Raw genomic sequence first — 21,010 nt, 5'->3', positions numbered from 1 at the left:
CACAGTGACGTATAGTCAGGAGCGCTCGTGGTCACGCCGCGAGCCACGGAGGGTGATATGACGGCAGCAGCACGGCCGGTCGCGGGCGTTTCCGTTCCGCCCGCTTGGACCAGGCGGCCGGCCAACCTCGCCACGGCGGTGACGAGCGAGCTCGTGGAGCGCATCGTCCGCGGAGTCCATCCCTCGGGGTCATCGCTGCCGCCGGAGCCGGTGCTCTGCGAGACCTTCTCGGTGAGCCGCACGGTCGTCCGGGAGGCGGTGAAGGTCCTCCAGGAAAAGGGACTGGTCCAGGTGCGCCAGGGCACTGGCACCGTCGTCAACCCGCCGGCGATGTGGAACATGCTGGACGAGCTCGTTCTGGGCGCCGCCATCGCCGACGACGAAAGCCTCGCGATCCTCGACGACCTTGTCGTGACCCGCCGCGTGCTGGAGTCCGACATGGCAAACGTGGCCGCCCGCCTGGCCGACGACGCGGCGATCCAGCAGCTGCGCGCCCTGGTCGACCGGATGGACGAGCTCGTCGACGACACCGACTCGTACCACGAGCACGACCGCGCCTTCCACGACACCGTCATGCAGGCGTCCGGCAACCGCATCGCACGAGCCGTCGTGCGCGCCCTGGAGAGCCAGGTCGTCAACACCGCCCGGTACATGGGCCGGACCGAGCGCGCCCTGTGCGTGGCGTCCAACAAGGGGCATCGGCGCATCTACGAGCGCATCGCCGCCCGCGACCCCGACGGCGCGGCCCAAGCGATGTTCACTCACATCACCGAGGCGTGGGTGGTGCGCCGCAGCGGGCCGGGCGAGCCGACCCGGCTGCAGCGCTAGCCCTTTCACAACCCCGCCCTCACCGGCGGGTCCACTGCTGGTTCGTGCCGCCGTGGCAGGACCACAGGTGGACCTTCGTGCCGTTGGCGGTGCCGTAGCCGCTGGCATCGAGGCAGAGCCCCGAGTGCACGCCGGTGATCGTGCCGTTGGCGTTGACGTTCCACTGCTGGTTCGCCTGCCCGTTGCAGTCCCAGATGATCGCCGTCGTGCCATTGCTGGTGCCCTGCCCGTTGGCGTCCAGGCACTTGTTCCCGTACACCATCAACTGCTTGCCCGAGGTGTAGGTCCAGCTCTGGTTGGCGCCCCCGGTGCAGTCCCACAGCTGGGCCTGCGTGCCGTTGGTGGTCGAGCTGTTCGGGATCTCCAGGCAGCGGGCGGACGGCACACCGACGATCGCGCCGCCCTGCGGCGTGCCGGTTTGCGGCCCGGCGGCCGCCATCACCGCCTGCGCACCCGCGGGCCAGTTTCCATTGGTCACCGTGACGTTGTTGTTCACGACGTTGCCGCGGTCGCCGTTCGTCACGTTCGTACTGGAGTTGGTGGTCCAGTTGTTTGTCACGGTGAAGTTGCCCATGTTCTCGGCGAACCAGTAGTTGGCGGTGGCCCAGGTGCCGATGGCGGAGAAGACGTTGTTCCGCGCGGTGTAGTACCGGGAGCCCTCGTCGAAGTAGACGCCGAAGTAGCCGTTGGTCCGCAGGCAGTAGTTGTCGCTGATCACCGCACCGGGGTTCGCGGACAGCGTGTAGATGCAGCCACCGTCGTTCATCTGTTGCATGACGTCGTGCACGTAGTTGCCGACAAGCCGGTTGTTCGACGCCGTGGTCGCCGTGGTGTAGCGCGGCTGGTAGTTGTAAAGGCCGCGGTCGGCGTAGTGGTTGCTGCCGCCGGCGTCGTTGGAGCCCCAGCCGTACCCGATCGACATGCCGGTGTACGGCATGTTGTAGACCTCGTTGTGCGAGATGGTGGCGTTGGTGACGTAGGTGGTCAGCACCGAGACGATTCCCCGGTACTCCAGGCCGAGGTCGTGGATGCGGTTGTTGCTGACGGTGATGTCCCGGTTGACCATCCGCTGGTCGCTGGGATGGTGCGCGTCGGCACGCACACCGCCGACCACGATGCCGCCGGCCGAGTTGCGGGCGATCTCCGACCGGGTGATCGTGATGTTGCTGGCGCCAAGGCCGACACCGCTGGTGTGCCCGTTGGCGTCGTTGCCGATCCCCACGGCGGTCTGGCCGAGGTTGACAAACTGGGAGTCGCTGAAGGTGATGGTGTTCGCGGCGGAGACCTGGACGGCGGCGGGCATCTGCGACCAGTTCGGCCTGCTCGCCTCGAACTGCGGGCAGCCGTTGTGGCACGAGGTGAAGCTCGGCCAGCTCCAGTTGCCCGCGATGTAGGCGCCGGTCTGCTGGTCGACGAAGCCCTGGTTGCTGCTCGGCCCGAGCCAGCTCGTACCGGTGAAGGTGATCCCGCTGAACGTGAGGTGGTGCGCCGGCGCGCCGTACGTGCCGCCCACGCTCACCAACGACTGCAGTGCCGGCAGCTCCACGCTGACGCTGCTCATGTTCTGCCCGGCCTGCGGGATGTAGAACAGCGCTCCGGCGCCGGGGTTGAGGTACCACTCCCCGGCCGCGTCGAGGAACTCGTACGCGTTTGTCAGGTACAGCGGACCGGCCCGGTGCGGGCTGGTGAAGGTGTCGTAGCCGAAGTTGTTGTTGTTCCAGGCCGGCTGCTGCATCGTGATGAGGTTTCCGCTGATGCTCTGCACCGGCGAGTACCGGTCGGTGAAGGAGTTGACGCTCTCCATCTCGACCCGGCTCTGGTTGGCCAGGTTGTTGAGGTAGCTCAGGGCACTGCTGGTAAACCGCATCCCGGTGCTGGACGCGGTGAAGTCGGCCCGGTTCACCTGCGTGCGCGCCCGAGTGGCGACGGCACCGTTGACGTACAGCTGCCGCGCGTCCATCCCGGTGGGGACGCTGGCCCGCCAGATGTTGCGGCCCGCGTCGACCTGGGACCAGCCGGTGACCGCCCGGGCACCGCTGATCACCGGACGCGCCGAGGGTGCGGCCTGCCACACGACGGTGCGCCCGTTGGAGCCGGAGTCGTCGGCGGTGAACCGCAGCGGGGCCGAGAGCCGGTACACGCCGTCGGCCAGTTGCACCACGATGTCGTCGGACATGGCGTCGTTCAGCGACCGCACGGTCGTCTGCGCCTGTGTCAGCGAGCACGGCTGCGCGCTTGAACAGGCGGTGCCGCTGCCGGCCGGCGACGCGTAGAGCGTCGTGGGAGCGGCGAGCGCGGGAGTCGCGGAGGTGAGCACGGTGGCGGCCGCCATTCCCGCTGTGGCGAGTGCGGCCAGCGCCCGCCTTCGCACCGCGAAGGACGAGGTGACGAACATGGGTTCTCCTCACGTGGGTTAGGCGCGGTGCGACCCCAGGATTCATATGACGTATGACGTCATCAGAGCGCACTCTAAGTTGCGACACCCGCCTCGTCAAGCGAGGACCGTCGATCCATCCGCTCGCGCACACCCTCGATGTTGGGCACTCTGTTGACGGTCGACACAACAGTGACTAACTTCTATGAAATGACGACTGTCAATGGATGGCGACGGCCCGGCGTGCGCGGCGCCCTCGTCGCCATGGCCGCTGCCGCGCTCGCCGCCGCCGGCGGATTGGCCCTGCCCTCCCCCGCGTCCGCGGCATCACTGGTCGAGGTCACCAACTTCGGCGACAACCCGGGTGGCATGCGCATGCACGTGTACGCCCCCGACAACCGCCCCGCCAACCCGCCGATCGTGGTCGCGATGCACGGCTGCGGCGGCTCCGGACCCGGCTTCTACTCCGGCAGCGAGTTCGCCTCCCTCGCCGACCGGTACGGGTACGTCGTCATCTACCCCAGTGCCATGCAGGAGGCCGGCTTCGGCCGCTGCTTCGACACCTGGTCGGCCGCCTCGAAGCGTCGCGGCGGCGGCAGCGACCCGGTGTCGATCGCCTCAATGGTCGGCTACGTCCAGCGGACCTACGGCGGCGATCCCAACCGCGTCTACGCCACCGGTAGCTCTTCCGGCGGCATGATGACCCAGCACATGCTCGCCGTCTACCCCGACCTTTTCAAAGCCGGCGCCTCCTTCATGGGCGTGCCCTTCAACTGCTTCGCCAACGCCGCCGACTACCCGCCCGGCGCCAGCCAGTGCACCGGCGGCCGGATGGACCGCACCCCCAGCAGTGGGGTGACGCGGTCCGCCAGGCCTACCCGGGCTACACCGGCCCGCGGCCACCGATCCAGCTCTGGCACGGCACCGCGGACACTCTCGTGCCGTACCAGCTGCTGCAGGAGTCCGTCGACCAGTGGACCAACGTGCACGGGCTGAGCCTCACCCCGTCGACCACCGACACCCCCAGGCCAACTGGAACCGCCGCCGCTGGCTCGCCAACGGCAGCGTGCTCGTCGAGGCGATCGCGGTCAACGGCGCCGGCCACAGCCTGCCCTCCAGCGGCATGGCCATGGCCGCCATCCAGTTCTTCGGCATCACCGGCGGCCCGACCAGCCCACCGCCGACCACCAACACCCCGCGGCCACCGACGACGCCGCCGACCACACCCCGACGAGCGCTCCCCAACCAGCAATCCCCAACCAGCGCTCCCCGACGACCCCGCCGCCGGTGGGCGCCTGCCGGGCCGGGTACACCGCCAACACCTGGAACAACGGCTTCACCGCCAACGTGACCGTCACCAACACGTCGGCCAGCGCGGTCAACGGCTGGACGGTCCAGTGGAGCTGGTCGGGCAACCAGCGGGTGACAAACGCGTGGAACGCCACCGTCACCCAGTCCGGCGCCGACGTCACCGCCCGCAACGTCTCGTACAACGCCACGATCGCCCCCGGCGCCAGCGTGACCTTCGGGTTCCAGGGGACGTACAGCGGCACGAACCAGGCACCGGCCCGCTTCACGCTCAACGGCGCGGCCTGCACCAGCTGAGGTATCCATTGTCGACACCCGCCCCGATGACCGGGGCGGGTGTCGCGCGCCGGACTCGACGCTACCGCGCGGGCGACAGGCGCAGCATGGTCCAGGAAACCGCGGGCAGCACGAGCTCGACACGGCCTTGCTCCATCCGGGCGCTGCGATTGGGTCGCGGCGTGACCGCATCGGGCTCGTCGGCGGTGTTGAACCGGTAGATGTCCGGGTCGGAAAGCGTGACGCACTCGACGATCCGGGTCTCGCCGAGCGAGCGGGCGTCGACGGTGAGCGTGAGCGGCTCGGCCGGAGAGCGGTTGACCGCGAACACCGCGACCTGGCCATCTCCGTCCACCGTGGCCACCGCGTCGAGGACCGGCACGTCGCCGTACCGGCGGGTCTCCTGCTGGGGCGAGGTCGGCTGCACGGCCAGGACGTCGCCGGTGGCGTACCGGGCCGTCAGGGCGAAGGGATGGAACGTGGTCTGCCGCCACGCGCGGCCGCCCGGCTCCGTCATGATCGGTGCGATGACGTTGACCAGCTGAGCCAGCGACGCGGCGTGCACCCGGTCGCTGTGCCGTAGCAGGCAGATCAGCAGCCCGCCGACCGTGACCGCGTCCGCCACGGAGTACCGGTCTTCGAGCAGGCGCGGTGCCACGGGCCAGGAGGCGGTGGGCATCTGCGCGGGTGTGCGCGACAGGTACCAGACGTTCCACTCGTCGAAGGAGATCGCGATCCGCTTCTTGGCCTTCTTCTTCGCGCGCGCCAGATCCGCCGCGGCGACGACCGAGTCGATGAAGTAGTCCATGTCGACGGCCGAGGCGAGGAAGCTCGCGGTGTCGCCCTCGTGCTCCTCGTAGTAGGCGTGCGCCGAGATGTAGTCGACCTCGTCGTAGGTCTCCGCCAGCACGTCCGCTTCCCACGCGCCGAAGGTGGACATGCTCGAGCTGGAGCTGCCGCAGACCACCAGCTCCAGCTTGGGATCGACAAGCCGCATCGCGTGTGCGGTCTGTGCGGCGAGCCGGCCGTACTCGACCGCGGTGCGGCGCCCCACCTGCCACGACCCGTCCATCTCGTTGCCCAGGCACCACATGCGCACGTCGTGGGCGTCCTTGGCACCGTGCTCGCGGCGCAGGTCGGAAAGGTGGGTCCCGGACTCGATGTTGCAGTACTCGAGCAGGTCGACCGCTTCCTGGATGCCCCGGGTGCCGAGGTTGACCGCCAGCATGGGCTCGACGCCGGCCAGCCGGCACCAGCGCATGAACTCGTTGACGCCCACCGTGTTCGGCTCCGTGCTGTGCCACGCGAGGTCCAGCCGCACCGGGCGCTGCGCCACCGGTCCGACCCCGTCCTCCCATCGGTAGGACGACACGAAGTTACCGCCCGGGTACCGGATCGTGGTGACGCCCAGCTCCTGGACCAGGTCCAGGACGTCGCGACGGAAGCCTTCCGCGTCCGCGGTGGGATGGCCCGGCTCGTGGATTCCGGTGTACACGCAACGGCCCAGATGCTCGACGAACGACCCGAACAGGCGGCGCCGCACCGGCGCCACGCGCAGCTTGCGGTCGATCGTCACAGCGGCGTTCGTCATGAGCAGCTCCCTTTGGCAGCACCGCGGCGCTTGTCGGCGCGCCGCCGCGCGTCCGCGATGGCCGCACAGGTTCGCGTTAACATCCGGCGGTCCGGAGTATCCCCAACGACCACCTGAACCGTCAATCGTTCCGCAAGCTTTCCGGAACAGTTTGCGGGCCGGGCCACGCCTGGCCGCGGACACGTCCGTTTTCGCGTGGCCGCCAAGCCGAACCGATTTACCCAGGATCGTAGGCCATCCAGGAGCACCTGGTGCAGGGCGTGATCAGCGCGCTCCGCGCCGAGCCGGCGGTCCGGGGTGCGGGGCCACCAGATCCCATCGCTACGTAACCTTCCGAAATATTTTCGGAACGTCTTGACGGCTCCACACGACATCGGTCACAGTCCATGTGTGCAGGTCCGGCGGGGTAGTTTCGCCGGCCTGCGGCCACATCTGGTCGGCACAGTCCTCGACGAAGCGCGGCAGATGCGGCGACCACCAGTGACGTTAACGCTAACAACGCGATAGGCCGTTCCGTGCGCGGCACCCAGGGAGTGGGCAGACCTGGGATCGCGCCGCGCAGACACCCGCATAACTTCGATCGACGGAAGGAACGTCATGGATGGCAAGACGAGACCTGCCCGCTACCGCCTGGCATTGGCGCTGGCCGGCGCCGCCAGCCTGCTGGCGGTGGCCGGGACGACGTTGGTGGTGACGACGGCGGCGCAGGCGGGCACCACGTTGGGCGCCGCGGCGGCCGAGTCCGGGCGGTACTTCGGCACGGCGGTGGCCGCCAACCGGCTCGGTGACAACACGTACTCGACGATCCTGGCGCGCGAGTTCAACATGTGCACCGCGGAAAACGAGATGAAGTGGGACGCGACCGAGCCCTCCCAGAACAACTTCAGCTACGGCAGCGCGGACAACATCGTCAACCGCTGCAACCAGTTCGGCGCCCGCATGCGCGGCCACGCGCTGGCCTGGCACTCCCAGCAGCCCGGCTGGGCGCAGAACATGTCCGGCACCAGCCTGCGCAACGCGATGCTCAACCACGTCACCCAGGTCGCCAACCACTACCGCGGCCGGATCTACGCCTGGGACGTGGTCAACGAGGCCTTCGCTGACGGTGGCAGCGGCGCCCGCCGGGACTCCAACCTGCAGCGCACCGGCAACGACTGGATCGAAGCCGCCTTCCGCGCCGCCCGTGCGGCCGATCCCAACGCCAAGCTCTGCTACAACGACTACAACACCGACAACTGGAACGATGCCAAGACCCAAGCCGTCTACCGCATGGTCCAGGACTTCAGAAACCGCAGCGTGCCGATCGACTGCGTCGGCCTGCAGTCCCACTTCAACAGCGGCTCGCCGTACCCCAGCAACTACCGCACGACGCTGTCCAGCTTCGCCGCCCTCGGCGTCGACGTCCAGATCACCGAGCTCGACATCGAAGGCTCCGGCACGACGCAGGCCAACACGTACCGCAACGTCGTCAACGACTGCCTCGCCGTGGCACGCTGCACCGGCATCACGGTGTGGGGCATCCGCGACTCCGACTCGTGGCGCGCCAGCGGCACGCCACTGCTCTTCGACGGCAGCGGCAACAAGAAGGCCGCGTACCAGTCCACCCTCGACGCGCTCAACACCGGCGGCACACCGGTGAGCCCATCGCCGTCGAACCCGCCCACCAGCAGCGCGCCGCCACCCACGAGCAGCGCGCCACCCACTTCCGCTCCTCCGGGCGGCGGCAACCCGTACCAGCGCGGGCCCAACCCCACCGCCGCCAGCGTGTCGGCCAACCGGGGTACGTTCGCGACCGCCGAGATGAGCGTTGCCGCCGGAAACGGCTTCGGCGGCGGGATGATCTACTACCCGACCGACACGAGCCAGGGCACCTTCGGCGCGGTCGCCATCGTGCCGGGATACACCGCCCGCTTCTCCGTCGAAGAGGCGTGGATGGGGCACTGGCTGGCGTCCTTCGGGTTCGTCGTCATCGGGGTCGAGACCAACAGCACCAACGACTTCGACACCGCCCGCGGCGCCCAGCTGCTGGCCGCCCTCGACTACCTCACCCAGCGCAGCTCCGTGCGCGACCGCATCGACGCCAGCAGGTTGTCGGTCGTCGGGCACTCCATGGGCGGTGGCGGAGCGCTTGTCGCGGCAACCGACCGTTCCTCGCTGAAGGCGGCCGTCGCGCTGGCACCCTACAAGCCCTCCGGAAACCCGACAAACGTGCGGGTACCGACCTTGATGATCGCCGGTACGAACGACACCGTGGTCACGCCGTCCTACGTCACCGGCTTGTACAACTCGCTGCCGGCGACGACGGAGAGCGCCTACATGGAGTTCGTCGGCGCCGACCACCTCTTCCCGACCCGGGCGAACAGCCTCGAGATGCGGATCCTGATCCCCTGGATCAAGACCTTCGTCGACAGCGACAGCCGGTACACCCAGTTCCTGTGCCCGTCACTGATGGACTCCAGCGGCATCCAGGGCTACCGCGGCACCTGCCCGCTGCTGCCCAGTGACCCGACCACACCGCCGCCCACGACCACACCTCCGCCCACGACGGCACCTCCGGTCACGACGCCGCCTCCCTCGGGCACGTGCACCGCGACCATCACGCCGGGCCAGGTCTGGGGCGACCGTTACAACACCACGGTCAACGTCAGCGGTGCCAGCAGCTGGACCGTGGTCGTCGCCCTCACCGCGCCGCAGCGCATGTCGTCCACCTGGAACGGCACACCCAGCTGGGACAGCAGCGGCTACGTGCTCACCATGCGCTCCAACGGCTCCGGCAACTCCTTCGGCTTCACCACGATGTTCAACGGCAACAGCAGCGCACGACCCCAGATCAGATCCTGCACAGCCGGTTAGCGGCACAGACCTCGCCGGGCCTTCGATCGCGTCCGCGACGATCGCCCGGCGAGGTCGGCACCCCATCTGGAGGTTGGGGTTATGGCTCTTGGATTTCGACCGCGTCGAGGATCTCGTCGAGGATCTGCTGGGCTGGCCCCGAGAGGCGCTCGTGGCATCGGTGGAAGAGCGCCTCGGCGGCCTCGGCCGGCCAGTCCCGCGGAAGGTGCCGCACCGGTATCCGCGGGTCGTCACGCAGGATGAGCAGCCACTCGCTGACCAGCCACAGCTGGCGGGTCAGGTCGTCTCCCGCGGCCGGGTGCGGCCGCCGCGCGCCCCAGTGGTCCAGAAACCGCTGGTATCGCGCGGCTATCGCCGGCAGGTCGTACGCGTCGCGCATCATCTGGTCGATCGCGGCGGGTTCCGCCGCCCGGGCGTGGAACACGTGGACGTGCTCGCGCACCTGCTCGGGCAGCAGCTCGGTGACGTCGACGGTGCCGGGCGCGATCCAGAGGCCGCTGCGCAGCGGGCCGAAGCCGGCCCAGCGCAACCGGGATCGGAGCAGGTGCCGCTCGTCGCGGCGGGACTCCGGCAGCGAAAAGCCGAGCAGCGTCCAGTGCTCGTCGGCATCGCGGTTGACGGCGCCCACCTTCCACAGCCGCTGGGCGCCCTCGGTCAGCACCGCCTCGGCTTGCGCGGTGAGCCCGAAGTACATCTTGCGCCCGCGGCGGTGACGCGTCAGCAGCTGGCGGCTCACCATGCGGCTCAACGTGGAGCGGGTGGCCTGCTCGGAGACGCCCAGCCGGTCCATCACGGTCAGGTAGGTGCCGGAGAACACCGCGATGTCGTGTCCGAGGACCGCCCTGCCGAGAAAGGTGAGCAGCAGGGTCTGTGGCCGCACCTCGGTGGATTGGCTGTCCGGCAACATCACCGACCCAGGATAGCGGCATCGATGTTCGGCACTGTCTTGACGGTCGTCACGAAAGCGCCTACCGTACGGCAACGATAGCTGTCAATGGGTTATTGGCACCAAACTAAGGGAGGAACGTTGATAACGACAGCAGGTCGCAGGTCAACAGTGGCGATTTCGGCCGCCTTGGCCGCCGCCGTCGGCGCCGCCATGTTGGTCGCCACGGCCTTACCGTCGGGCGCGGCCGTCGAAGCGCGCGGCGAAGGCGTGGCCGGCGCTGATGTTGGCGTCCTCGCCACGACGGCCGGGTGCGGCAGGGCCCCGACGTTGACGAGCGGCACCCACACGCTGCAGAGCGGCGGCAGGAGCCGCAGCTACGTGCTCAGGCTCCCGGACAACTACGACAACAACCGCGCGTACCGCCTGGTCTTCGGGTTTCACTGGTTGGGCGGCAACGCCGGCAACGTGACGAGCGGAAACTACTACGGCCTGCTGCCGCTGTCGGGCAACAGCACGATCTTCGTCGCGCCCGAAGGTCTCAACAACGGTTGGGCCAACTCCGGCGGCGAGGATGTCGTTTTCGTCGACAACATGATCCAGACGATCCAGAACGCGCTCTGCGTCGACACGACCCAACTGTTCTCGCTCGGCTTCAGCTACGGCGGTGGCATGAGCTACGCGCTGGCCTGCGCCAGGTCCACCGTCTTCCGCGCGGTCGCCATCTACTCCGGCGGGATCATCAGCGGATGCAGCGGTGGCACCCAGCCCATCGCGTACCTGCAGGCGCACGGGATCAGCGACAACGTCCTGTCCATCTCCGGCGCGCGGACGATGCGCAACACGTTCGCCAGGAACAACGGCTGTACCGCACAGAACCCGCCCGATCCGGCGGCGGGCAGCGGCACGCACACCAAGGTCGTCTACTCCGGCTGCTCCGCCGCCTACCCGCTCATCTGGTACGCGTTCGACGGCGGCCACACCCCCACGCCGACCGACTCGGGCAACCGCGCCTGGCTGCCGCAGGAGACGTGGTCGTTCTTCACGCAGTTCCAAAGCAACCCGACGCCCGGACCCTCGACGCCCACGCCCGGACCCTCGACGCCCACGCCGGGGCCGACGACGCCCACCCCCGGACCCACCACGCCGACGCCAGGCACCGGGGCGTGCCGGGTGACGGCGACGGTAAACGCGTGGAACAACGGCCTCACGGAGAACCTCACCGTCACCAACACCGGCGGAGCCGCGGTCAACGGCTGGTCGCTGGTCTTCACCCTGCCCAGCGGGCAGAGCATCACCTCGGGCTGGAACGCCAGCTACTCGCCCGCCTCCGGCCAGGTGACCGCGCGGAACGTCTCCTACAACGCGGCCATCGCACCCAACGCCTCAATCACGATCGGCTTCCAGGCAACACACACAGGCAACACCGCCAGGCCGACGTCGTTCACCCTCAACGGAGCCGCATGCACCGTCGCCTGACCGATGGCAGCACCGGGAGCGGAGCCTCAGTACGGGTAGCCGGGAACGGCGAGCGCGATGCTGTAGATCCCGTAGTTGCCACTTTGGCCAGCGGTGATGTACAGGGTGCGGCGGTCGGGTCCGCCGAAGGCCGCGTTGGTGGCCTGCAGGCCCGACGAGATCGTGCCGAGCGTCTCGCCGCCCGGCGAGAACACGTGCACCCGGCCCGCGCTGTGCGAGACCCAGTAGACGTTGCCCGCGCAGTCCACGGTCACACCGTCCGGGCTGGCGATGGTGGCGAAGACTGTCCGCTCCCCGGTGCTGCCGTCCGGCCGCACCTGGTACGCGTAGATGCGGTTCTCCGCGAACGCACCGACGTACAGGATGCTGCCGTCGGGCGACAGGGCGATGCCGTTCGGCTGGCGGACCGTGTCGTCGACGAGGTCGACCTGCCCGTTCACGACCCGGAAGACGCCGGTCCGTCCACCCATCTGGTCGGGCCGGCGGCCCCGCTGGAAGGAGGGGTCGGTGAAGTAGACGACGCCGTCCGCGCGGACCGCGACGTCGTTCGGCGAGTTGAAGGCCCGCCCCTGGTAGCTGCCGGCGACCACGGTGCGGGCCCGGTCGGACAGGCTGAACGCCGAGACGGTGCGGTTGTCGTGGGTCGCGGCGATGATCTGCTGCCCGTCCGGGCTCAGCGCAAGGCCATTGCTGCCGGCGCCGGCGACGAACGTCTCCGCCGCGGCCGGTGGGACCAGGCGGTGGATCGTCGACGGCTGCACCTGCTCGGCGCCGCTGGCCCGGCCGAGGTCGGACACGAGCAGGTATCCAGGGTCGGCGACCCAGACCGGCCCTTCGAGGAACTGGAATCCACTTTGGACGCGCTGCGCGGAGAGGGTGGTCCCGGGCAGCGGCGGTCCCCAGCCGGTGCCGGCGTCGCAGACTCCGGGCGGCGCCCCGGGCGGGGTTTCGAGGGTGGTCGCGGGGATCGTCCCGGCGCCCGCGGGCGCGGCGCCGAGCAGCAGGCAGGTGGCGCCAATGACGGCACCCGTCTTCAAGACATTCATGGACATAGATGCAACCTAACAGCTTCCACTCGGGGTTGCCCCGCTGCGCGGCCGCTTCCACGTCCGTGTTCGCGGTGCGCAGCGGGGCTGTTCTCAGAGCGTCAGGTTCTTCTGCTGCACGCTCCACTGGGTGTTGCACAGGCCGCAGTTCGCGCCGACGAAGTACCTGCCGGCGGTCTGGTCACCCTTGAGGCGCCACCTGAAGTACAGCGCCGCCACCCGACCGAACTCACCACCGTCCGGCTGGGTGTACGTCCCGCCGTGCCCGACGTTGAGGTTGCCCATGAACGCGGGCAGGCCCGCCGGCAGTTGGGCCCAGTCGGCCATGGCGTTGCTGTACGCGATGTCGCTGGGTCCGCCGATGATGTACGCGATCGGCTTGGTCAACAGCCGCAGCTTGGCCCGGTCGGAGGCGTTCAGGTAGCCACTGCTGAAGATTCCGGTCGTGGTGACCCGCGGGTCGGTGGAGACGTCGTACGCCTCAAGGCCGCCGCAGGAGAAGCCGGCTGCGGCGATCTTGCTGGTGTCGAGCCTGCCGTAGTACTTGCCGCCCTGGCGGGCGTTCTCCGCGACAGCCCAGTCCATCGACTGGGTGAGCATGGCAGAGGTCGTGGTGCCGGAGCCGTTCGGGCTGCCGTTGGCCAGCACGAGGAAGCCGTACGAGGCGATGTACCGCAGGAACGGCAGCACGCTCGTGCCGTTGGCGCTGCAGCCGCCCTGGCCCCACACGACGATCGGCATCCGGTACGAGGGAAGGCTGTCGGGCCGGTAGATGGTGTGGTTGGGCAGCCCGCCGGAGGTCTCGTAGCCCGCGGGGTACGGACCGTCGCTGCCGCCAGGGCTGGTGGTCGGGCTGACAGTGGGACTGACGCTAGGGCTGACGGTGGGACTCGGCGAGCTTGTTGGCGTGGTCGGCGACGGCGACTCGCCGACGGCGCCCGTGCACGCGGTGCCGTTGAGGGTGAAGGCGGTCGGCACCGGGTTCGACCCTGTCCACGAGCCGTTGAAGCCGAAGGAGGCGGTGGCGTTGGTGGCGATGGATCCGTTGTAGGCGGCGTTGCTGACCGTGACCTGGGCACCGGCCTGGGCGTGCGTGCCGTTCCACAGCTGGGTGATGCTCTGCCCGGCGGCGAACGACCAGCTCAGTCGCCAGCTGGAGACCGGGTCGCCAAGGTTGGTGATGGTCACGTTGGCGCCGAAGCCGCCCGGCCAGGAACTCGAGACGGTGTAGTTGACACGGCATCCGGCGGCCGCGTGTGCGGTCGTAGCCAGCACGCCGGCCGCGGCCGCGACGGCGAGGCCGGCCGCGCCGGCAATCACCGCCCGGTACCGATGGTGGGAACGTTGCATCTGGTACTCCGTTTGATTGGTGGAGGTGCCGGCCTGCGCATCTGGACTGGGCGACGCGGACGAGCGTCGTGGCACCTGCGGTGGGGTGCGTGCTGCCTACCCATAGATGGGTATGACAGTTATCCTTGCGCCAGTGACACAAACAGTCAAGTGATGACCGTCAATCCCCGTCGGCGCGAACCGGTTCTTCCGCCGCCTGAAAGTGAGTGATCCATGACGCTGCCTCCGGCCAGTACGGCCGGACGACCTCGATCAGCCGGGCCTCGGCGAGCGGGCCGAGCGCGGAGTGAATCTCGAGGAAGACGTCCCTCGCGGCCCGGCGCGGCCACGGTGTGGGCAGCAGGTGCTCAGGGAGGTCCGGATCGGTGTCAGCGAAGGTTCGCCAGGAGTCCATGATGGACGTACGCGCGACGAGCGCCTCGGCCGCGCCGATGTCCCGGTTGCGGACGGAGGCCAGCAGCGGCGAGTACCGGTCGATGAAGGCCGAGTACGCCGCGGCCAGTCCCGCGAGATCGTACGCGGCGGTCGGCCCGTGCGGACCGGCCTCGTCCTCGAACTGGGCGCACATGACCGACCACCGCCCTTGGCCGGTGCCGCCAAGGACCTCGCGCACAGCTTGGCTCGCGACCGACAGGTCGCGTCCTGGCTTGATCCATACGCTGTCGTAGAGCCGCACGAAGCCCAAGGAGCTGAGTGTCTTGCGGATGTCGTGTCGCTGCGCCTGCCCGACGTGCTGCCCCTGCCGGGACTCCGGAAGGGAGAAGGTCACGACCGTCCAGTCACCGGTCCATCGGGGCGGGCGGGCACCGAAGGTCAGGAAGTGGTTCATCCGCGATCGGTGCCGGGCGATGGCCGCGGGCGTGAGGTGGTACACCGCCGGCCGGCCGGGACGCCGAGCCGCGACGAGCCCGCGCTTGGTCAGCCGCGACAGCGCTGCCCGCGCACTGGCCTCGGTGATGCCGAACTCCCGCAGCGCGGCGACCACCGCCGCCGACGGCAGGTCGGCGTCGGCGGACTCGAGGTACTCCCCGAGGATCGTGGCCAGCAGGTGCTGCGGGTTCGGCCCGGCCTGCACCCGCGGGACATCGATGTTGTCCGTCGCCACACGACCACGCATCTGGCCAGCTTGCACCAAGCGGCGCGTCCGCGAGCGTTCGGCCGTCGGCCGAGGCGGGTCCGGAAGGCCCAGAGACGATCAAGGAGCGCGCGATGCCGACACGGAGCGTCACATAATGCCGTTACGCTGCGATTCATTGACAATGTTAACGCGAACGGTTACGTTCAGGACACACATCGGAAACGTAATCGGTAACGTTTGCATCCCCACAAAGGGGGCGACGGTGGACAGGATCAAGGTCGCCGTCACGATGAGTGACGTCGCGCGGGTCGCGGGCGTCTCCACCGCCACTGTCTCGCGGGTCGTGAACGGTCACTACGGCGTCAGCGCCAGCACGGTCGCGCATGTCCGCGCGACCATCGAGGAGCTGGGCTACGAGTCGAGTCTTGTCGCCACGAGCCTTCGTCGCAGCCGCACCAACGTTCTGGGCCTCGTGGCGCACAGCTTCGAGTCGTACACGGCCGAGGTCCTCAAAGGCGTGATGAAGGCGCTGAAGGGATCCGGCTACGACCTGATCATCTACGTCAACAGCGATGTCTACGGCACGGACGCGGACGGCTGGGAGCAGCGGCACCTGAACCGGCTGTCGGGCACCCTCACGGACGGGTGCATCCTTGTCACGCCGTGGAGCACAGTGCACAGCAGCACACCTGTGGTGGCCATCGACCCGGTGAAGGACTCGACGATCCCCTCGGTCACCGCGGACAACCTCACCGGCGCCACGGCCGCGGTCGGGCACCTGATCGGTCTCGGCCACCGGCGCATCGGGTTCATCGCGGGCCGATCCAGCCTGCAGGCCGCGTCGTCGCGGGAGGAGGGGTACCACCGGGCGCTCGCCCGGGCGGGTATCGCTGTCGACCCTGGTCTGGTGCGTCGGGGCGACTTCCAGCCCGATACGGCGGTGCCGCTGGCGCGCGCACTACTCGACTCGCCGGACCGCCCGACCGCGATCTTCGCGGCGAGCGACGGCATGGCCCTGAAAGTCCTCGACGTCGCCCGGGAGCTCGGGCTCAGCGTCCCTGACGATCTCTCGATCGTCGGCTTCGACAACGTACCGGAGTCGGCGCTGGCGCAGCCGGCGTTGACCACCGTCGACCAATCCATGTACCAGCTCGGCTACGAGGCGGCACGTCTGCTCACCGCGTTGGTCACCGGCGCACCGGAAGGAGCGCACCAGGTGCTCCTCCCGGTCAAGCTCGTCGTCCGCGGTTCCACCGCACCCCCCGGAACCACACACCTGTGACAGCCGCAAGGGGCCTTGAGTGACCCCGCGGCCACCTCCACCGATCACCCGCCCGCCGTCGTGCGGGTCGGTTGTCGGCGCCAGGAAGGAGCGAAAGTCGATGGTGTCCACCCCTCAACACTGGCGAAACCGCCGGCAGCGGACGCGCGTGCCGGTCCTTGTCACCGCCGCGGTGGCGGTCGCGGGCACGGTACTCGCGGCATCCATGGTCGTGGCGACACCGGCGCTGGCGCAGACACCTTGGCTCACCGTGTCCGAGGACGGTTACGCGTCGTTCGCCGTGCCGACGGACTACGTCCAAAGCAACCTCGGCGAGGTCTCGCAGCTCGTCGTCGAGGGAAACTTCGGCCCCTCCTCCAGTTGGGCGGAGCTCGGACTGACGCGCCGGGGCAGCGCCTGGAGCGCTACGATCGGCCCGCTCGGGCCGGGGTCGTACACCTACGAACTCACCGCGGACGACACGAAGACCATCAAGGACCCGACGAATCCGACGCGAGTCACCTCGCAGCCGACCTGGAGCACCTTCTTCGTTTCCGGTGACTCAGCACGGCTGCTCGCCGATGTGCCGGCGGGGCGGGGCGGCACGGTCGACGTCCTTCGGTACCACAGCGGCGGGGCGGCCGAACGGTCCGCGACGGTGTGGACGCCGCCGGGGTACGCCGCCGGTCGCGGCAGGCCCTATCCGGTGCTGTACCTGCAGGCCGGCGAAGGCGGTGGCCACGCCGACTGGGTCGAGCTCGGGCGGGCCAAGCAGATCCTCGACAACCTCTTCCTCCGTGGCGCCATGGAGCCAATGGTGGTGGTGATGGGCGACGGTGGCGGGGCGGACCACCGCGCCGAGCTGGCGGCCCTCATGCGAGCGGCCCGCCTCGGCTACCACATCTCCCCCGATCCCGCGCGCCAGGCGCTCGCCGGAACGTCCTCGGGAGGATCCCAGGTGCTGCGCCTGGTGCTGGCTCACCCGGGAGACTTCGCTTACGTCGGCTCCTTCGCCGGCCTGGTGTCGGACACCCCCGGGCGCGTGGACCCCAGGGCGGTCAACAGAGCGACCAAGCTCCTGCGCCTCTACACCGGAAACGTGACCGACCCCGCGTACAACCCCACGTACCGGCTGATGCGGACCCTGGACAGGGCGGGAGTCAGGTACGAGTTCGACGGCGTCAATCCCGACGTCGGCCACACCTGGAAAGCATGGCAGGAAGACCTCATCGACTTCGTGCCCCGGCTGTTCAGGCCGGTCCGCGACCACGGCCCTAGCCGCGGTCACTCGAGTCTGGACAGAGAGTTCAGGCTGCCGCCCACCGGCACCACGCCGACGCCGTGGCTCACCAGGCAGGCCAACGGGGACACCTTCGTCACCTTCGAAACCAGCACCGCCTACTCGACCGCTCAGCACGTCACCGTGTGGGGCAACTGGGCGCCGGGCGGAAGCTGGCTGCGCATCCCGACCACCCGTCACGGCGACCGGTGGCGGGTGACCCTCGGGCCCCTCGACCCCTGGTTCTACTACCAAAAGTTCATCGTGGACCGCGTCTCGGTGAAGGACACGTCTAATCCGACCTCGGTCACCACGGAACCGACGTGGAGCACGTTCCTGGTGCCCGGCAAGGCGGCCAGACTACTCACCAACGTGCCCGAAGGTCGTGGCGGCACACTCGGGAAACTCACCTACGACAGCGCGGTGGTCGGACAGCAACGAACGGCGTACGTGTGGACGCCGCCCGGCTACCAGCCCGATCGCGCGACGCCTTATCCCGTCTTCTACCTGCAGCACGGCGGCGGCCAGAACTACACCGACTGGGTGGAGATGGGCCGCGCCAAGCAGATCCTCGACAACCAGTATCTCCGTGGGGACATCGAGCCCATGGTGGTCGTGATGGGTAACGGCAACGTACCCAACTTCACGGCCGAGCTGCTCGAAAACCTCGATCCGGCGGTACGTGCCGCCTACAACGTGTCCACCGACCCGGCACAGCGAGCCCTCGCCGGTCTCTCGATGGGCGGCGGCCAGACCTATCAGGTGCTCAGGACTCATCCGGGTCAGTTCGCCTACATCGGCACCTTCTCCGCCGGCTTCGGCGGCGCCTCGGGAGTCGACGTGGCGGCGGTCAACGAAGGCACCGAGCTGTTGCGTGTGTACACCGGGGACGTGACGGACTTCGTCTACCCCGCGGTCCTCGCCACGTTGGCGACCTTCGACGCCCTCGGTATCGAGTACGAGTTCGCCGGGGTCACCACGGGCCCGCACGGCTGGGACGTGTGGCAGAAGAATCTCATCGACTTCGCGCCCCGTCTGTTCAAACACGACCAGAGGTAGCAAGGAAAGGCGACGCTCGAACCACGCGCCGCCGGTGCGAAAGGAAATTTCGCCGATGAACAGCAAACCACTGCGTGCCGCGGTCTCCGCGCTGGCTCTTTCCTCCGCGCTCGTCGCGTGTTCCTCCGGCGGGGACGACGGTGGCGGCGCCAACGCCAGCAACTGCACGAATGCCATTCCCAAGAAGGACCTGCCGGTCGTGACGATGTGGGCCTGGTACCCGAACATGGACCGGGTCATCGACAACTTCAACCAGCAGAACAACGAGGTGCAGGTCTGCTGGACGAACGTGGGCCAGGGCGGCGACGCGTACGACAAGTTCCAGACCGCGATCTCGGCCGGGACCGGTGCGCCCGACGTCGTCATGATCGAGATGGACCGGATCCCGACCTTCCAGATCCAGGACGCGCTCGTGGACATCAGCGACTTCGGCTATGCCGACGTCAAAGACGACTTCGGGCCGGGCCCCTGGAAGGACGTCTCCGTGGGCAACGCGGTCTACGGCGTGCCGATCGACGGCGGCCCGCTGGCGCTGATCTACCGGAAGGACGTATTCGCCAAGTACGGCGTCACACCGCCGCGGACGTGGGACGAGTACGAGCAGGCGGCACAGAAGGTTAAGGACGCGGGCGGCCCGCTCTTCGGCGACCTGGGCGCCAACGTGCCGGCGCTCATGATGGCCCTTCAGATCCAGAAGGGCGCGACGCCGTACACCTACGATCCCGCCCAGCCGCAGACGATCGGCGTCAAGCTGAACGACCAAGCCTCCAAGGACGTCCTCGACTACTGGGGGCGGCTGGTGAAGAAGGGCCTGATCGGGACGCAGGACCAGTTCACACCGGAGTACATCTCGGGTGTCATCAACGGCAACTACGCGACGTACGTCTCGGCGGCGTGGGCGCCCGGCTACCTCACCGGCGCGGGCGTCGGCCAGGGCCAGGACACCGGCAAGTTCGCCGTCGCGCCGCTGCCGCAGTGGGATGCCGCCAACCCGGTCCAGGTGAACTGGGGCGGATCGGCCTTCTCGGTGACCCGCCAGTCGAAGAAGCCCGAACTGGCGGCCAAGGCGGCGTACGGCGTCTACGCCGACGAGAAGTCGCTGACCGACGGCTGGACGAACCAGATCATCTTCCCGCTGAACGAGAAGGCGCTCAAGGACCCGAAGTTCATCGACCTGAAGGTGGCTTTCTTCAACGGCCAGCAGGCCAACAAGGAGGTGTACGTCCCCGCCGCGAACGCCTACAAGGGGGTCACCTACAGCCCGTTCGGCCAGTACTACTTCGACGCCATGACCAAACAGCTGGGCGAGCTCATCAAGGGTTCCGTCACCGGCTCGCAAGCCGCTGACCGGGTCCAGGAGGACGTGACGAAGTACGCCAAGGAACAGGGGTTCACGGTCCAGTGACAACAGCGGTGGGCCAACCCACGACGGGCCGGCCCACCGCTCCCGCGTTGGCATTCACCACTCCCCCGGAGCTCAGATGACCATCTCGATCTCGAAGGATCAAAGGCGCGTCCGAGACAAGACCCGACAGATCCGCGGCAAGGTACCCCTGCGGGAGCACGTGGCCGGCTGGCTCTTCGTCGGGCCGTTCGGCATCGTGTTCGTGGCACTGCTCATCGCGCCCCTCGGGTACGCGCTGTACCTCAGCCTGTTTCAGAAAAAGCTCATCGGCGGCACGAGCTTCGTCTTCCTGGACAACTACGCCAAGGCGTTCACCGACCCGAGCTTCCTCGAGGGATCGTGGTTCGTCATCCGCTTCTCCCTCGTCGCCATCCCGGTCCAGATTCTCGTCGCGCTCGCGATGGCGCTCATCCTCGACGCCGTCACGTCGGCGTTCGCCCGCTTCTCGCGGCTCATGATCTTCCTGCCCTACGCGATTCCCACGATCATCGGCGCGGTCATGTGGGGATTCCTGTACAGCAAGAACTTCGGGCCGCTCACCGACATCTTCGGGCTGTTCGGCGCCAGCGCGCCCGACTTCCTGAGTAGCCACCTGATCTTCTACGGCCTGCTGAACATCGTCACGTGGCAATGGGCCGGCTACTACATGATCATCCTGTACGCGGCACTGCAGGGCATCGATCCCACCCTGTACGAGGCCGCGCGCATCGACGGCGCAAGCGGATGGCAGGTCACGCTGCGGATCAAGGTCCCGCTGATCGCGCCGGCGCTGATCCTGATCCTTGTCTTCGCGCTGATCGGCACCCTGCAGTTCTTCAACGAGCCGCAGATCCTGCGCTACCTGGCCGCGGGGACGATCGGACCGGACTTCACCCCGAACATGTACGCGTACCAGCAGGCGTTCGCGCTCGCGAACTTCAACTACGGGTCGACGATC

12 protein-coding genes and 2 pseudogenes are annotated in these 21,010 nt (G+C 68.5%); 8 read left to right on the top strand and 6 right to left on the bottom strand.

Going from position 1 to position 21,010, the window contains the following annotated elements; all coding sequences use genetic code 11:
- Positions 1 to 57: 57 nt before the first annotated feature.
- Positions 58 to 828 carry a FadR/GntR family transcriptional regulator gene (locus Phou_RS25655; RefSeq protein ID WP_173059865.1) on the top strand — a complete coding sequence of 257 codons (771 nt, stop codon included), beginning with the start codon at positions 58 to 60 and terminating at the stop codon, positions 826 to 828.
- A 19-nt stretch (positions 829 to 847) separates the two neighbouring features.
- Here Phou_RS25655 and Phou_RS25650 read toward each other — a convergent pair whose 3' ends face one another.
- Positions 848 to 3,223: an RICIN domain-containing protein gene (locus tag Phou_RS25650; RefSeq protein WP_173059862.1), complete on the bottom strand. Its 2,376-nt coding sequence runs from the start codon at positions 3,221 to 3,223 to the stop codon at positions 848 to 850.
- A 243-nt stretch (positions 3,224 to 3,466) separates the two neighbouring features.
- Between Phou_RS25650 and Phou_RS56080 the strand changes: the two are divergent.
- Positions 3,467 to 4,807 (top strand): annotated as a pseudogene (locus Phou_RS56080) (extracellular catalytic domain type 1 short-chain-length polyhydroxyalkanoate depolymerase).
- Between the two features lie 61 nt (positions 4,808 to 4,868).
- Here the strand turns inward: Phou_RS56080 and arfA are convergent.
- A complete protein-coding gene (gene arfA, locus Phou_RS25635; protein ID WP_173059859.1) occupies positions 4,869 to 6,377 on the bottom strand; it encodes an arabinosylfuranosidase ArfA in 1,509 nt (502 codons plus the stop codon).
- Between the two features lie 597 nt (positions 6,378 to 6,974).
- Here arfA and Phou_RS55625 point away from each other — a divergent pair.
- A complete protein-coding gene (locus Phou_RS55625) occupies positions 6,975 to 9,230 on the top strand; it encodes an endo-1,4-beta-xylanase (protein ID WP_173059856.1) in 2,256 nt (751 codons plus the stop codon).
- A gap of 79 nt (positions 9,231 to 9,309) precedes the next feature.
- Here Phou_RS55625 and Phou_RS25625 read toward each other — a convergent pair whose 3' ends face one another.
- Positions 9,310 to 10,137, bottom strand: coding sequence for a PaaX family transcriptional regulator (locus tag Phou_RS25625; RefSeq protein ID WP_173064499.1), 828 nt, complete (start codon positions 10,135 to 10,137; stop codon positions 9,310 to 9,312).
- A 309-nt stretch (positions 10,138 to 10,446) separates the two neighbouring features.
- Here Phou_RS25625 and Phou_RS25620 point away from each other — a divergent pair, with 309 nt between their 5' ends.
- Positions 10,447 to 11,595 carry a CE1 family esterase gene (locus Phou_RS25620; protein WP_308784494.1) on the top strand — a complete coding sequence of 383 codons (1,149 nt, stop codon included), beginning with the start codon at positions 10,447 to 10,449 and terminating at the stop codon, positions 11,593 to 11,595.
- Between the two features lie 26 nt (positions 11,596 to 11,621).
- Here the strand turns inward: Phou_RS25620 and Phou_RS25615 are convergent, their stop codons facing one another.
- The 3 genes from Phou_RS25615 to Phou_RS25605 all read right to left on the bottom strand — a co-directional run bounded on the left by Phou_RS25615 (position 11,622) and on the right by Phou_RS25605 (position 15,108).
- A complete protein-coding gene (locus Phou_RS25615) occupies positions 11,622 to 12,647 on the bottom strand; it encodes an SMP-30/gluconolactonase/LRE family protein (RefSeq protein ID WP_246273860.1) in 1,026 nt (341 codons plus the stop codon).
- An 87-nt stretch (positions 12,648 to 12,734) separates the two neighbouring features.
- A complete protein-coding gene (locus Phou_RS25610) occupies positions 12,735 to 13,991 on the bottom strand; it encodes a cellulose-binding domain-containing protein (RefSeq protein WP_173059853.1) in 1,257 nt (418 codons plus the stop codon).
- A 160-nt stretch (positions 13,992 to 14,151) separates the two neighbouring features.
- The gene (locus Phou_RS25605; protein ID WP_173059850.1) at positions 14,152 to 15,108 is read right to left on the bottom strand and encodes a PaaX family transcriptional regulator; all 957 of its coding nucleotides are present in this window, start codon (positions 15,106 to 15,108) and stop codon (positions 14,152 to 14,154) included.
- 223 nt (positions 15,109 to 15,331) lie between these two features.
- Between Phou_RS25605 and Phou_RS25600 the strand changes: the two genes are divergently transcribed.
- The 4 genes and pseudogenes from Phou_RS25600 to Phou_RS55045 all read left to right on the top strand — a co-directional run.
- On the top strand, positions 15,332 to 16,351 hold the full coding sequence (locus Phou_RS25600; RefSeq protein ID WP_246273859.1) for a LacI family DNA-binding transcriptional regulator: 1,020 nt from the start codon (positions 15,332 to 15,334) through the stop codon (positions 16,349 to 16,351).
- Between the two features lie 100 nt (positions 16,352 to 16,451).
- On the top strand, positions 16,452 to 18,668 hold the full coding sequence (locus Phou_RS25595) for an alpha/beta hydrolase (protein ID WP_173059844.1): 2,217 nt from the start codon (positions 16,452 to 16,454) through the stop codon (positions 18,666 to 18,668).
- Positions 18,669 to 18,723: 55 nt separating this feature from the next.
- Positions 18,724 to 20,073, top strand: coding sequence for an ABC transporter substrate-binding protein (locus tag Phou_RS25590; protein ID WP_173059842.1), 1,350 nt, complete (start codon positions 18,724 to 18,726; stop codon positions 20,071 to 20,073).
- 76 nt (positions 20,074 to 20,149) lie between these two features.
- Positions 20,150 to 20,989: pseudogene (locus Phou_RS55045) on the top strand (carbohydrate ABC transporter permease); the annotation flags it as partial.
- Positions 20,990 to 21,010 lie beyond the last annotated feature (21 nt).

Origin of the sequence: Phytohabitans houttuyneae, assembly GCF_011764425.1 — a bacterium.
Classification (GTDB): Bacteria; Actinomycetota; Actinomycetes; order Mycobacteriales; family Micromonosporaceae; genus Phytohabitans; species Phytohabitans houttuyneae.
Note: the sequence above shows the minus strand (reverse complement) of the source record. Positions and strands in the feature narration are given on the sequence as shown.